The organism is Synechococcus sp. W55.2, from assembly GCF_047461635.1.
In the GTDB taxonomy this organism is placed as follows: Bacteria; Cyanobacteriota; Cyanobacteriia; order Thermostichales; family Thermostichaceae; genus Thermostichus.
In genome coordinates, this window is record NZ_JANSHM010000029.1 from 1 (window position 1) to 13574 (window position 13574).

At 59.3% G+C, this 13574-nt stretch carries 16 protein-coding genes and 1 other annotated feature; of the genes, 13 read left to right on the plus strand and 3 right to left on the minus strand.

What is annotated here, in order from left to right:
• Positions 1-223 precede the first annotated feature (223 nt).
• From NW828_RS07470 to rplL, 9 genes are all read left to right on the plus strand, one after another.
• The gene (locus NW828_RS07470; RefSeq protein WP_414329472.1) at positions 224-622 is read left to right on the plus strand and encodes a hypothetical protein; all 399 of its coding nucleotides are present in this window, start codon (positions 224-226) and stop codon (positions 620-622) included.
• A gap of 5 nt (positions 623-627) precedes the next feature.
• On the plus strand, positions 628-1383 hold the full coding sequence (trmD, locus tag NW828_RS07475) for a tRNA (guanosine(37)-N1)-methyltransferase TrmD (protein ID WP_414342776.1): 756 nt from the start codon (positions 628-630) through the stop codon (positions 1381-1383).
• A gap of 3 nt (positions 1384-1386) precedes the next feature.
• A complete protein-coding gene (locus tag NW828_RS07480) occupies positions 1387-1764 on the plus strand; it encodes a hypothetical protein (RefSeq protein ID WP_414382938.1) in 378 nt (125 codons plus the stop codon).
• A 103-nt stretch (positions 1765-1867) separates the two neighbouring features.
• On the plus strand, positions 1868-2140 hold the full coding sequence (gene secE, locus NW828_RS07485; protein ID WP_414382940.1) for a preprotein translocase subunit SecE: 273 nt from the start codon (positions 1868-1870) through the stop codon (positions 2138-2140).
• A gap of 62 nt (positions 2141-2202) precedes the next feature.
• Positions 2203-2868, plus strand: a complete 666-nt coding sequence (gene nusG, locus NW828_RS07490) for a transcription termination/antitermination protein NusG (RefSeq protein ID WP_011432848.1) — start codon at positions 2203-2205, stop codon at positions 2866-2868.
• A 9-nt stretch (positions 2869-2877) separates the two neighbouring features.
• Positions 2878-3303 (plus strand): 50S ribosomal protein L11, encoded by a 426-nt coding sequence (gene rplK / locus NW828_RS07495; RefSeq protein WP_011432849.1) that lies wholly within the window; start codon positions 2878-2880, stop codon positions 3301-3303.
• 99 nt (positions 3304-3402) lie between these two features.
• Positions 3403-4113, plus strand: a complete 711-nt coding sequence (gene rplA, locus NW828_RS07500; RefSeq protein ID WP_011432850.1) for a 50S ribosomal protein L1 — start codon at positions 3403-3405, stop codon at positions 4111-4113.
• A gap of 78 nt (positions 4114-4191) precedes the next feature.
• Positions 4192-4351, plus strand: a sequence feature (ribosomal protein L10 leader region).
• 59 nt (positions 4352-4410) lie between these two features.
• Positions 4411-4974: a 50S ribosomal protein L10 gene (gene rplJ, locus NW828_RS07505; protein WP_011432851.1), complete on the plus strand. Its 564-nt coding sequence runs from the start codon at positions 4411-4413 to the stop codon at positions 4972-4974.
• 63 nt (positions 4975-5037) lie between these two features.
• Positions 5038-5448, plus strand: coding sequence for a 50S ribosomal protein L7/L12 (rplL, locus tag NW828_RS07510; RefSeq protein WP_414329114.1), 411 nt, complete (start codon positions 5038-5040; stop codon positions 5446-5448).
• 57 nt (positions 5449-5505) lie between these two features.
• On the opposite strand, the gene NW828_RS07515 is transcribed toward rplL, so the two are convergent.
• On the minus strand, positions 5506-6588 hold the full coding sequence (locus NW828_RS07515) for a Rieske 2Fe-2S domain-containing protein (RefSeq protein ID WP_414382942.1): 1083 nt from the start codon (positions 6586-6588) through the stop codon (positions 5506-5508).
• Between the two features lie 264 nt (positions 6589-6852).
• On the opposite strand from NW828_RS07515, the gene NW828_RS07520 reads away from it, so the two are divergent.
• On the plus strand, positions 6853-8223 hold the full coding sequence (locus NW828_RS07520) for a TonB family protein (RefSeq protein WP_414382944.1): 1371 nt from the start codon (positions 6853-6855) through the stop codon (positions 8221-8223).
• Between the two features lie 69 nt (positions 8224-8292).
• Here the strand turns inward: NW828_RS07520 and rpsU are convergent, their stop codons facing one another.
• Positions 8293-8478, minus strand: a complete 186-nt coding sequence (gene rpsU / locus NW828_RS07525) for a 30S ribosomal protein S21 (protein WP_011432857.1) — start codon at positions 8476-8478, stop codon at positions 8293-8295.
• Positions 8479-8836: 358 nt separating this feature from the next.
• Positions 8837-10123 (minus strand): trypsin-like serine protease, encoded by a 1287-nt coding sequence (locus tag NW828_RS07530; RefSeq protein WP_414382946.1) that lies wholly within the window; start codon positions 10121-10123, stop codon positions 8837-8839.
• A gap of 201 nt (positions 10124-10324) precedes the next feature.
• Here NW828_RS07530 and NW828_RS07535 point away from each other — a divergent pair, with 201 nt between their 5' ends.
• The 3 genes from NW828_RS07535 to NW828_RS07545 all read left to right on the plus strand — a co-directional run bounded on the left by NW828_RS07535 (position 10325) and on the right by NW828_RS07545 (position 13556).
• Positions 10325-10624, plus strand: coding sequence for an AAA family ATPase (locus tag NW828_RS07535; protein WP_414382948.1), 300 nt, complete (start codon positions 10325-10327; stop codon positions 10622-10624).
• A 78-nt stretch (positions 10625-10702) separates the two neighbouring features.
• On the plus strand, positions 10703-11989 hold the full coding sequence (locus NW828_RS07540; protein WP_414382950.1) for an RNA-guided endonuclease InsQ/TnpB family protein: 1287 nt from the start codon (positions 10703-10705) through the stop codon (positions 11987-11989).
• A gap of 388 nt (positions 11990-12377) precedes the next feature.
• Positions 12378-13556 carry a 1-deoxy-D-xylulose-5-phosphate reductoisomerase gene (locus tag NW828_RS07545; protein ID WP_414382951.1) on the plus strand — a complete coding sequence of 393 codons (1179 nt, stop codon included), beginning with the start codon at positions 12378-12380 and terminating at the stop codon, positions 13554-13556.
• The last annotated feature ends 18 nt before the right edge of the window (positions 13557-13574 follow it).

Sequence of the window (13574 nt, forward strand, 5' to 3'; positions counted from 1 at the left end):
GGGAAGGGGATGCGGATTTGAATGGTGCGAATGTGATTGCGCTCTTGGGGGCTGTCGTAAACCAGCCTAGAGGTTCGTGGTTGGCTTGCCAACTGCAGGGCTACTGAAAGCCCGCCCTGTACTGCGAAGCAGTCAGGGTCGGGTAGTTTACTCTGCAATGCTTGGGTCAATCCCGGTGGGTGGATCGCCTAGAATAATCCACAACCCACCTCTTTCTGCTGCCATGAGTTCTCACTCTTCAGATTGGTTCACGCGGGCTCGCCACATTTTTTACGGCACGGCCACCGCTCTGGTGGAGATCCTGCAAGACCCGGAAAAGCGCACCGAAAACCTCAACCGCCTTTCGATGGACTTGGGACAACTGGCGGCGGAGCTGGAGCAAAAGGGAGAGTTGATCGAGCAGGAGGCAGTTCGTTACGTTGAGAGTCTCAGGGATCCAGCCGCCAACGCCCCCTCGGCAAGTCCTGACTCTGAAGCGCCTGTCGAGAATGCTCCCCCGACACCAGCCTCCTCCCCCAACAAGCCGGCTATCTCCAGAGAAGAGATGGCTGAGTTGATGGAGCTGATCCATCAGATTGAGTCCTTGCGCCTGGATTTGGAGCGGTTGCGCACCTCGTCCTGAGTCCTGTGCGGTTCGATATCCTTACCCTTTTCCCCGAATTTTTTGAAACGCCGCTGCGCATTGGGCTGGTGGGCAAAGCCCTACAGCAGGGGATCGCCGAAGTCCACTGCACCAATCCACGCGACTTCGCCACCGATAAGCACCGCCGTGTCGATGATGAGCCCTACGGGGGTGGGGTGGGCATGGTGCTCAAGCCAGAGCCTTTCTTCGCTGCTGTCGCCTCCCTGCCCCGGTTGGATCCCTGCGAGATCATTCTGCTGACGCCCCAGGGGCAACCGCTAAACCAGGCGCTGCTGCAGGAGCTGGCCCAGAAGGCGCAGCTGATCCTGCTGTGTGGCCAGTACGAAGGCTTTGACGAACGCATCCGCCAATACCTGGCCACCCGCGAGGTGTCGCTGGGGGATTTTGTCCTGACCGGGGGGGAAATTCCGGCGCTGGCCCTGATCAACGGCGTGGTGCGGCTCTTGCCGGGCACTGTGGGCAAGGTAGACTCGTTAAAGAGGGAAAGCTTCGAGGCGGGGCTGCTGGACTATCCTCAGTACACCCGCCCGCCAGAGTTTCAGGGGTACAAGGTGCCGCCGGTACTCCTCTCAGGCGACCATCAAGCAATTGCCCGTTGGCGTCTGCAGCAGCAGCTGGTTCGAACCTGGCAAAGGCGGCCAGACCTGTTGGCCAAGCGCCCCTTGACCGCCGAAGAGCAGCAGTTGTTGGTAGAGGGGCTGGCGGAGCAGCACCCTCGTGTAAACGAAGCGGAGAAATAAATCATGCTCGGCAAGCTTCTCAACCGTCTCCTGAATCCATCGCCCGTCTGCTGGCGTGGGATCCCCTCGCCCCCAGCACTGCTCCTGGTGGGAATGGCCTTGAGCTCGGTTCTGAGCGGTTCTGGGGTGGCCCTGGCCCAAAGCGGAAGTGTCAACGATGCCATTCGCCGCGACAGCAATCCCTCTCTGTTCGATGGCACCAGCATTAACGTCAACAATCTCTTCCGGGCTGCCGACTTCCTCTCTCGCCAAAGTGCCGCTTCCCGTTGGGACGGCAAGGCCAGCGTCGATGCTGCTGTGGAGCAATTTAACCAATCCCGCCGCCGCTCCCTCCCGCTTTCTCCCGGTTCCTTGGCACCTGAGCCCACCCCCACTCCCTAAGGTTGGATCCCATTCCCGGTAAATCTGTTAGGATCGCAAAGCCGATCCCGTGCCTGCTGAAATGCGGTACACCGTTTTCGGGATCCATTAGGAGAACACTGCCGTGGTTAAGAGCACCCCCTCCAGCAAAGCCGATACGGAACAGCGTTTGGATCCCGCCAGCCGGGGTCACTCCAAAGACAGTTCCACCGCACCCAAAGGGATCCCGGGCTTCATTCACGAGACCCGTGTGGAATTGGGCAAGATCGTTTGGCCGAGCCGCCGGCAATTGATCGGCGAGTCGGTAGGGGTCTTACTGATTGTGTTGGCTTTTGCTTCCTTCATCTACCTGGTCGATCAAGTGTTTGCTTGGGTAGCCACTCAGCTGTTCTTGTGATGTTCTGTCCTGAGGGGCAAGAGAGTCATGTTCAAGGATGGCTACAGGGAGGATGTGAGGTGATGAGGCCAGAGCAGCAGCGAAAACGTCGTGGGGGCCGTGTGGAGCACTTTGAGCCTGCAGACGCGATCCCGGAACCGGACGAGGGGGAAGGTCAAGAGCGTCGCAACCTGCGCTGGTACGCCGTGCAGGTGGCCTCAGGCTGCGAGAACAAAGTGAAGAGCACCCTGATGCAACGGGCGGCTGCTTTGGATGTGGCGGATCAAATTGTCGAGGTGGTGATCCCGAAGCGGACGGGCTTCAAGCTGGATCGATCCGGCAAGCGCCAGGAGCAAGAGGAGAAGATTTTTCCCGGCTATGTCCTGGTACGCATGGACATGAACGACGACACTTGGATGGTGGTGAAAACAACCCCCAATGTGATCAACTTTGTTGGCACGGAAGAAAAACGGGCCTACGGTCGCGGTCGGGGGCATGTTACGCCGCGTCCCCTCAGCCAAAGCGAAGTCCAGCGCATCTTCAGCAGCGTCGAGGTGGAGGAAGTGCCCCTCAAGATCGACATGGCCCCTGGGGATCGCATCGAGGTGCTATCCGGCCCCTTCCAGGGTTTCTACGGCGAGGTGGTGGAGGTCAGCCCAGAACGGGGCAAGCTCAAGGCGTTGATCTCGATTTTCGGGCGCGATACCCCGGTAGAATTAGAGTTTGGTCAAGTGCGAAAAGAGGTGTAACTGCGTTTCATGGCTAAGAAGTTGGTGGCCGTGGTCAAGTTGGCCATTCAGGCGGGCAAGGCCACCCCCGCTCCCCCCATTGGCCCAGCCTTGGGTCAACACGGGGTCAACATCATGGCCTTTTGTAAGGAGTACAACGCCAAGACGGCGGATCAGGCCGGGATGGTGGTACCGGTTGAGATCTCCATCTTCGAGGATCGCAGCTTTACCTTCGTCCTCAAGACGCCGCCGGCTTCGGTGTTGATCAAGAAGGCCCTGGGCATTGAGTCCGGCTCCAGCGAGCCCCACAAAACCAAGGTGGGATCCCTGACCCGAGCTCAACTGCGCCAGATCGCCGAGCAGAAGCTGCCGGATTTGAATGCCCACGATGTGGAGGCGGCCATGAAAATTATCGCCGGAACTGCCCGCAGCATGGGGGTGACGGTGGTGGATTGAGGGATCCCTTGCCCTATCTGAGGTGTTCACGGTCTTGAAGTTGTTTCAGCAAACCACTGTGGGGGAGAGAAGTTCTCGTCAGTACCCCGAGGAGAAACGATGGCTCGAAAACTTTCCAAACGTATGCAGGCTTTGCGGGAGAAGGTGAAGCCCATTGCCTATGCTCCCGAAGCCGCTTTGGCCCTGATGAAGGAGACGGCCACCGCCAAATTTGAGGAGGCGGCAGAGGTTCACATCCGCCTGGGGATCGATCCCAAGTACGCCGACCAACAACTGCGCACCACCGTGGTCTTGCCCAGGGGCACCGGCCAAGAAATCCGAGTGGCGGTGATTGCCCGCGGCGAGAAAGTGGTGGAGGCCCAAAATGCAGGGGCGGATCGGGTTGGATATGAAGACCTGATCGAGGAAATCAGCAAGGGCATGATGGATTTTGACCTTCTGATCGCCACCCCCGATGTGATGCCCCAGGTGGCTAAGCTGGGGCGGCTGTTGGGGCCGCGCGGCCTCATGCCTTCTCCCAAGGGGGGAACGGTGACCATGGATCTGGCCCAGGCGATCAAAGAGTTTAAAGCCGGCAAGCTGGAGTATCGGGCAGATCGCACCGGCATTGTGCATTTGATCTTCGGCAAGTGCAAGTTCCCCGTCGAAGCTCTGCTGGAGAACCTAAAAGCGGTGCAGGAGTCCATCGATCGCAACCGTCCTTCTGGAGCCAAGGGCAAGTATTGGCGAACCCTACACGTTTCTGCTACAATGGGGCCCTCGATTGAGGTTGATATCAATGCCCTGCGGGAGCTGAAGTTGGCAACTTAAGCCTTGCTTCGGTGCCGCGATGGGTTGAGAAGAGTTTGAGTGGGTGAATTTGGAGGAGGATCCCGGCAGAGCGTTTTTCCCCAGTTGAATAGCAAGCCGAAGACAGCAGGTGCCCGCGGGCTTAATCTCCTGCCGAGGTTTGAGCGAAGTTCAAAGGGATCCCTTCTTGGATCGCTTTTGATGATGCGCTTATCTCAATGCGTCTCGGCTACGGCTGGGGCGCATTCTGTTTGGTAGAACCCAGATTCACCACCCGTTCAACCCTGGGTGACCATTGACAACAAAGGAGGTGAGCGCATGGGCAAGCAACCTTTAGCGAAGAAAGCGGAGATCGTCGATAAAGTCCGATCCCTGCTGCAGGCCAGCCAAATGGTGCTGGTGATCGACTACAAGGGGCTGACCGTTGCGGAGATGGACCAACTGCGGGCAGAGCTGCGCAAGTCGGATTCGGTTTGCATGGTTGTTAAGAATACCCTGATGCGGCGAGCCATTGCCGACCAAAAAGCTTGGGCAGGGATCATTCCCTTTTTGGCGGGGCCGACGGCCTTTATCTTGATTCGGGGCGATATTTCAGCCGCCCTGAAGGCGTATCAAGATTTTGCCAAGCAAACCAAGAAAACCGAGTTCCGCGGTGCTGGCATTGAAGGGCTATCCCTGACCTTGGAGCAGGCCAAGGCCATCGCCGAGCTACCGCCCAAGGAAGTGCTCATGGCCCAAGTGGCGGGCAGCCTCAAGTCGGTGGCCACCGGCCTGGCGGTCGGGCTCAATGCTGTGCCCACGCAAGTGGCGCGCGGTATCCACGAGATCCCAGCCTCTCTGGGGCGGGCCATCCGGGCCATTGCCGACAAGGAGGCCGCATAAAGGGCTTCAGTTCATCAGCCCAAACCTGTGTATCGATTCTGTTACCCCCAAGGAGAAACCATCATGTCTTCAGAGCGCGTTGCAAAGATTTTGGAAGAGTTGAAAGCCTTGAGCTTGCTGGAAGCTTCCGAGCTGGTGAAAGCCATCGAGGAAACCTTTGGCGTCAGTGCAGCAGCCCCAGCCGGCGGCATGGTCATGGCAGCTCCTGTGGCAGCGGCGGCGGCAGCTCCGGCGGCAGCCCCTGAGCCGGTGGAAGAGCAAACTGCCTTTGATGTCATCCTCGAGGCTGTGCCAGCCGACAAGAAGATCGCCATCCTCAAGGTGGTGCGCGAGTTGACCGGCTTGGGTCTGAAGGATGCCAAAGATCTGGTCGAGGCGGCTCCCAAACCCGTCAAAGAAGGGGTTGCCAAAGAGGAAGCCAACGACATCAAGAAGAAGCTGGAAGAAGCCGGCGCCACCGTCAAGATCAAGTAGTTCCAGTTACGAGGAGAGCGCCTCTCCCTGCTCTGACGAGGAATCTAATCAAGACTCTCAAACCCAAGGGGGGCTGCTCCGGCCCCTCTTTTGGGTCTGCCCGACCATTGGCGTGGGTTCGGGATCCCTGCTCCGCCGCGCTTCCACCTCTCCGTGAGCTTTCAAGAGGGCAGCCAGCTTGCGACGCATGACAATGCCGGGTTTATCCGTGAACATGTGCTGCTCCACCTTGATATCGAGGGGAACATCGTAGTCGGTGCTTTCCAGAACCCATTGATCCTCAAGGGTTACCTGTCGATCGAAGGCGATGATACTCTCAGCACTCACCTCTGCTTCCGAATCGTTGCGTAAACAGAATTGCACCACCTGTGAGGTTTGGTCGTCGATGGGGGCAGCCCCTGTGAAAATGATGTGGATGAGGCCGTTGGGGTAGGTGATTTTGAGCTTGCGACCAAAAGGCATAAACCAGGTGCCCTCCAGGATACGCACTGTGCGATCCTCTGACATCCGCAAGTTTTGCTTCTGCAAGTCACTGTTGAACACCGGCAAAACAGAGGTGGCCCGAAGGCCGTACTCCAGCTCTTCAAGGCTGTCCAGATCGGGGGGTACAGGCTCGGAGATCACCCCAAAGCTCTGCTGATGGACGAAGTGGGGATGGGCATTGTCAAAGGAGTTTTCCATCAGGCGCAGGCCGGCGCATTTCCAGACCTCATAGAACTGATGAATTTGGCGAAACCGGGGATCCGCCACCTCTGAGATCTCGGGAATATCGGTCAAGGGATCCGCCAATGCCACCCAAACATAGCCATAGCGCTCTTGGCAGCGAAACCCCTCCACCTTGTAGGTAGGGGGGATGAAGTTGTCTGTAAGTTGGGGCACCTTCACACAGGTGCCAGAGCCGTCAAATTCCCAGCCGTGATAGGGACAGCGGATGTGGCCATTGCAAACAACCCCTTTGGAAAGTTGGGCCGAGCGATGGCAGCAACGATCCAAGACGGCGCAGGGCTGCCCCAACTCATTGAGCCAAAGCACCAAAGGGGTCTTCAGCAGCGTGAAAGCTTGTGGGCCGGTTTCCAGGGCCGACATCGGGATCACGGGGTACCAAAACCGCCTCAGGACAGGTTGCTGGGTAACAAGCATAAACCCGCTCCACAAGCTCTAGTTCGGAGAATCATGAGCTGGCTTTTCGTGAGCCCAGGTGACTCAAAGCATTGCCCTCAGCAAAAAGAGTAGGCGTCGAAATACCCGAAGTCCGTATAAGCCAACACAGCTTTGCCCTGCCACAGCGGTCGCGTTTGGACATCGACAACTCCCCCTCTATCCAGAGATGGGCTATTGATTGAGGGAAGTAGAAAAGTGTCAGTGGGCTTCTGTTGGCATGTGGCTGTGGGGAGAGGTGGAAAGGTGCAAAACGAATTGAACCCCGCTCGAGATCCTTGTAGCACAGGGATCCCGGCCCAACCTACTGCAGAGTCCACCTCCCCCAAACCAGAACCGGCTGCTGAGAGCCGGCCAAACCAACTGACGGATCCAGAGCCCCGCCTCAGCCGTTCTCAACAAGAACGACAGCAGGAACGCCGCTCCTTACCTTGGCGCCTGGGGCTGGCCAACGTGCTCTCGGCAGGGTTGCATTTCATCGCGTTGCATTTCATGGCGATGAGCTGGATGGGTTGGCGGCCTGGGATCCCGGAGGAGGAGATAATCTCCTTTCAGTGGGTGGAGGTGGCAGACGAGCCGCCCCCAGAGCCGCAGTGGATTGCGCCCGTCTCCGCCCGTGAGTCCGGTGTCTCTGAACCTCGGGATCACGTATCGGTGCGGCAGTCGCAAGTGGCCAATCCAGGTGAATGGGTAGAGGTCACTTCTGCAACGGCACAGCCTCTGCTCGCCTCAGCCGCAGGGAGTCCTGTCCCTGAGATCCTTTCTCCGCCGACAAGGGAGCTTGAGGTGCCCCAGCCCGCCCGGAACTCTGCCTCTCCTCAGCAGCAGCCAGAGGCCAGGTTAGAAAATCTGTCAGCGGGTTTAGCAGCTCTGGAGCAGGCAGTTGCCGATCACAATTGGGCGGAGGCGCTACATCTGACGGAAGAATGGCTGGATCACTGGCCTCTGTCCTCTCCACAGCGCCAGCAACTGCAGGACTATCGTCAGCATCTGCAAAGCCTACTGGCTACCTCCTCGGCAGCAGCAGTGGAGACCAAATCGGCTCAGATCTCTCCTGCTCAATCCCTCAAGCCTCAACCCGAAAGAGCAGCAAGTTCTCCTGAGGTTTTGCCACAACCCTACCTGTCGGCTCCAGCGGATCCGCATCCAACTTTGCCCTCTCCAGAGCCGATCGCAGCCCCGTTGGAAGAGCCTTCTCCCACCTTGCCCCCGACTTTTCCTACCGGATCCCACAACTCCGACTTCGGTCGCACCAGTGGGATCGAGTCCTCTCAGGCAGGCCCACCCAGCCTAAATGCCACCGCCGATCCGGATTGGGGAGACTACTTGGCTCAATTCCAAGAAAGGGTTCGCCAACACTGGATGGTACGGCGAGCATCCGGCTCCTACGTAACAGTGGTGCAGGTGCGTCTGGATCGACAGGGATCCCTGCGGGAACTGCGCCTGCAAACCCCCTCAGAAGATCCCCTGTTGGATGCAGCCGTGCTCAGTGCCATCCAGCGCTCAGCCCCCTTTGCTCCTTTGCCCGAGAGCTATGTTGGCGAAGAACTGATGCTGGAAATTAACGTGTTGAGCGGATCCCTGCAGGCTGGCCCAACCCAGATTCCGAGAAACTAACGTCAGAACCTCAGGCAAGGCCACAAGCCCTGTTCAGAGGGGTTCAGATTTCCGAGTGTCGGCAGTAGCCTAGGCCATGGACTTGCGGCGGTTGCGCCGGACGGCCACCGCTTTGCGCTTGCGCTTTTCTAGGTTGGTTTCAAAGTGCCGATGGTTGCGCAAATCCCGCAAAATGCCCGCCTTAGAAACCTGGCGCTTGAAGCGGCGCAGCGCCGATTCGATCCCTTCGTTTTCGCCAATCGTCACTTGGGTCATAAGCAAGACATCTCCTCCGTCAATCAATGGGATGGACTCGGTTACAACAGGGATCCCTATCGTGACATACTCCCGACTCCGACTGCTGGCGGTACGGAGCGGGCTTCTCGCTTCATTGGGGAGCTAGTGCAAGAACCCTCCACGAGCAGACACGGGATGCCCCACCGCGTAGCTGTACCAGATTCCGGCAATGCCGTTTTGCACAGCCAGGCTGATTATAGAACAGGGGATGTCCGCCTTTCATTCCGACCCTCGTCCTACGGACAGAGGGCGGGGCTTCAAGGACTCCGTCCCGCTAGCGCGAACGGCGGCCTAGCTAAACGATCGCCACACCACTGCTTGCTGCCACAGTTCGTGTTCACTGCGCCCGGCTGCCAAAGTTGAGCCCCGAAACCACCTCACCTTCCCTCAAATTCACAACAAATGAGGCCATTGTCTCAGTGGGGGGCGGGGGAGAGGGTGCTGGAGTTGGGCTGGGGGCACTGCCGATTACCGATTGCACAAAACCCACAAAGCTAGACACCCGCGTATACACCCCATAGAAATTGGGCTGGGCGCAGCCTCTGCCAAAACTGGTGATCCCGGCCAGGGCAAAACCCGTGCCACTGGACACAATCAAAGGCCCACCGCTATCAGCCTGACACGTATCGACTCCTCCCTGGGGAAAGCCGGCGCAGAGCATGGTATCTAAAATGGTGCCATTGTAGGATTGGGGCGCATTGCACACCGCATTGGAGACGATGGGAACGGTGGCCTGCTGCAAATCTCGGGGAAAGCCGCTGGGTTCCTCGTTGTCCAGAGCACGGGGGAAGGTAGCTCCCCAGCCGAGGATGGTGGCGGCAGTGCCGGGAGCTGTCAGGTTGGTTTGGTTGGGCTGCACCAGCGGCAGGGTGGCCAGAGCCACTGGCCGAGAAAGGCGCACCAGGGCAATGTCGTTCCCCCCAAGTTTTCCCACCTGGGGGTTGTAGCCGGGGTTGAGGACAATTTGCGCGGCGCGAATGCGTTGGCCGGCACCGATTTGCAAGCGGTTGGTACCCAACAGCAGATCCAGATTTTGGGCACTCACTACCTGCTTGCCTTGTTCGTCGAAAAAACAATGGGCAGCGGTAACTACCCACTCCGGCGCGATCAGGGATCCGCCGCAAAACTGCGCTTGAAAGGGATCCGGCTCAGCCGCGTTCAGCAAGGCCACCATCCAGGGAAAGGCCCCTTCGGGAGCAGGTCTGCCGCCCACAATCCGCTCCAGCCCCAAGCCTGAGCGCGGCGTGGTGAAGATTCGCCCTGGGGGCAAAAGGGCGGTGACGCGGTAGGTGCCAGGGGGCAAGTTGGAGAAGCGGAAGTTGCCGCCGCCGTCGCTGACGGTGCTGGGCTCCCCCGGGTCGAGGCGGCCATTGCCGTTTAAGTCCAAAAAGGTGGCGATGCCCGGCAGCCCCGGCTCCCCCGGATCCCGCAGCCCATTGCCGTTGAGATCGTCGAAATGGGATCCCTCAATTCGTCCTGTGGGAGGAGCTGAGACTGGGGGAAGCGGGCGACTGGAACCCCCGCCGCCACAGGCGCTCACACTCAAGGCCAGACACAACCCCAGCGGAATAGACCAAGAGCGAGCCAAGCCCAAGGAGGAATGGGATCGCGAGAGATGAGGCATGGTCAGATTCTCCAAAGCCAGCCGGTTATGCCAGCCAAGGATATCCTACCGGCGAAGCCTAAAGATTGCGGAACCGGGAGAACTTCTCCCCGCGCCCGGCTCTTCCGATTTGCCCCAAGACCCAACGTGGCGATGCGCACTTTAGCCTCTTGCCGCCTGCGCAACTGGGCAGTAAAACCAGGGTGGGAGGGTGTGTGGCAGATGAATATCGCGGTCTTGGGGTTCAAAGGGGGCGTGGGCAAAACCACCACGGCGGTACACCTGGCCCTCTACCTTCAGCAAAAACAAGGGGCAGCCCCTTTGGGTGGGTCGGGGATGGCCCTGTTGATCGACGCCGATCCCAATCGCTCGGCCTCTCGCTGGGCAGAACGGGGATCATCCTTTCCTATCAAGGTATTGGCCGGGGATCCCACCACTCCCACGCCCACAGGCTTTCAGCACACGGTGATTGACACCCCTGCCCGTCCCACCTCGGAACAGTTACCAAAAAACTGGGTCTAAAGCCCCGCCCTAAGGCCTACGGCCCGCTGACGCGACCAGGGCGGCTTTTATCTTGCTAACCTGCGCTAGAGTGGGCCCATGCGCGTCCTCGAAGCCAAGCTCCTCAACGGCACAGCCCAGCAGTACCAAGCCCTGGATGAGGCCATTCGTACTGCCCAGTTTGTGCGCAACAAGTGCCTGCGCCACTGGATGGATCATCAGGGGGTGAACAGGGCCACGTTGTACTCCCTCTGCAAGGACTTGGCTCAGGAGTTCCCCTTCGCCCAGAAGCTCAACTCCTCTGCCCGACAAGCCAGTGCCGAGCGAGCTTGGTCTGCTATTTCCAACTTTTACCGCCGCTGCCAGAACCAGGCAGCCCAAAAAGGCTATCCCCAGTTCCAGAAACACTGTCGCTCCGTGGAGTACAAAGTCTCCGGCTGGAAGCTCTCCCAGGATGGAATGTTCCTCACCTTCACGGACGGCTTCCATGCGGGTACTTTTGCCCTCTACTGCAACGGCGAGGCACGGCGGGACATCCTCACCCTGAAAATCAACCGGGTGCGGGTCATACGCAGGGCCGATGGCTACTACGCCCAGTTCTGTCTGGACGTAGACCGTCGTGAGCAGGTGGAGTACACCGGCCAGGCGGTGGGGCTGGATGTGGGCTTGACGCACTTCTACACCGACAGCCACGGAAACAAGGTAGAGTGCCCCCAGTTTTTGCGTCGCGCCGAAAGGAGGTTGAAGCGAGAGCAGCGCAGGCTAAGTCGGAAGTTAAGGACTCCGTCCCGCTTACGCGAACGGAGAGGGGCCAAACCTCAATCCAAGAACTACCACAAGCAGCGGAAGCGGCTGGGCAAGGTACACCTGAAAGTCCAGCGCCAGCGTAGAGACTGGGTCATCAAGTTGGCCCGGTGCGTGGTGGCGTCTCACGACGTCGTGGCGTACGAGGACTTACAGGTGCGTAACTTGGTGCGGAATCACCACTTGGCCAAGTCGATTCACGATGCCGGCTGGAGTTTATTCACCGGGTGGCTCGACTACTACGGGAAGGTCTTCAACAAGGTGGTGGTGGCCGTGCCGCCCCAGTACACCAGTCAGGACTGTTCTCATTGTGGCCATCGGGTGAAGAAGACGCTGTCCACTCGCACTCACCGCTGCCCGCGGTGTGGGGTGGTGATTGACCGAGATGAGAATGCGGCCATCAACATCCTGCGCAAAGGGTTGGAGTTGTTGGGTGGGGAGTGGAACAACGGTACCTTTGGGCAAAAGGGAACCGCCCCGAAAGGGGGAACGCCTGGGGAGATGAGCACCGCTGTCGTGGAGGGGCAACCCAATACGGTAAGTGCTGTCGCAGAACCAGGAACCAGAATCCCCTGCCTTTAGGCAGGGGAGTATGTCAAATCCCCAAAGAGACTCACCGAGCCGTGAAGCGCATCCTGTTGGAATCGGATCAAGATCTTTCGGAGCTGATCGAGGCGCTGCTCAGCCAGTGGCTGCGTTCTCAGTCGGGAAAGGTTTGAAACCAAAATCTGGGGAAGGGGGGCATCGCGGACCCCACAGCCGCATAGGATCCCGCTGTCGGGGATCGGAGGGAGCACACAGATTCCAGATCAGAACCAGATAAGAATAAGATGAAGGGGCGTGAGGCAGGGATCCCCGAACGCGAGGTGGGGCCGTTCGCAATAGCGGGACGGAGTCCTTGGGCAAGTTGCGCGAGGGGAAGTCTGCGTTGGGAGGACGTCACGCTCTTTCAGGGGTAAAGGGATCCTTTATGCAAGCCATCACCTTGCTCGGCTCCACCGGCTCGATTGGCACCCAAACTCTGGACTTGGTGGCCCAGTATCCAGAGCGTTTTCAGGTTGTTGGCCTGACCAGCTACAGCAACGTTGACCTCTTGGCCGAGCAGGTGCGGCGGTTTCGGCCCCAGATGGTTGCCATTGGCCGGGAGGAGCTGCTGCCGGAGCTGCGGTCGCTGCTAACGGGGATCCGACCGCTGCCGGAGTTGGTGGCCGGAACGGAGGGGCTGTGTCAGGTGGCGGCTCACCCGGCGGCCCAGCGGGTGGTGACGGGGATCGTCGGCTGCGCCGGTTTGTTGCCAACCCTGGCGGCCATCCGTGCCGGCAAAGACATTGCCCTGGCCAACAAAGAAACCCTGGTGGCAGGGGGGCCGGTGGTGCTGCCCTTGGTGCGGCAGTACGGGGTGAACCTGATCCCCGTCGACTCTGAGCATTCGGCCATTTTCCAGTGTTTACAGGGGGTGCCCGCGGGATCCCTGCGAAGAATCCTGTTGACTGCCTCGGGGGGGGCCTTTCGGGATTGGCCTGCCGAAAAATTGGATCAGGTCACCCTGGCCGATGCCCTCAAGCATCCCAATTGGGTGATGGGGCGCAAAATCACCATCGACTCGGCTACCCTAATGAACAAGGGCCTGGAGGTGATCGAGGCCCACTGGCTCTTCGGCCTGGACTACGACCACATCGACATCCTCATCCACCCGCAGAGCATTGTCCACTCCCTGATCGAGCTGGCCGATACCTCGGTTCTGGCCCAGTTGGGCTGGCCGGACATGCACCTGCCCATCCTCTACGGCCTCAGTTGGCCGGAACGCCTGGCCACCCCCTGGGATCCCCTCGATTTGGTCAAGCTGGGATCCCTCACCTTTAAGGCTCCGGATCACCGCAAGTACCCCTGCATGGAGTTGGCCTATGCCGCTGGACGGAGGGGGGGAACTCTGCCGGCAGTGTTGAATGCGGCCAACGAAGCGGCGGTGGCCCTGTTCTTGCAGGAGCGCATCCGTTTTTTGGATATTCCCCGTCTCTTGGAGCGGGTTTGTGAGCGGCATCAAGTCATTGCCGATCCCAGCCTGGAGGACATTTTGCAGGCAGATGCCTGGGCACGGCGGGAAACGGCGCAACTGGCCCAGCAAGCCCCGGCTCAGGTTCTGGTCTGATCCCTACCGGGGGGATCC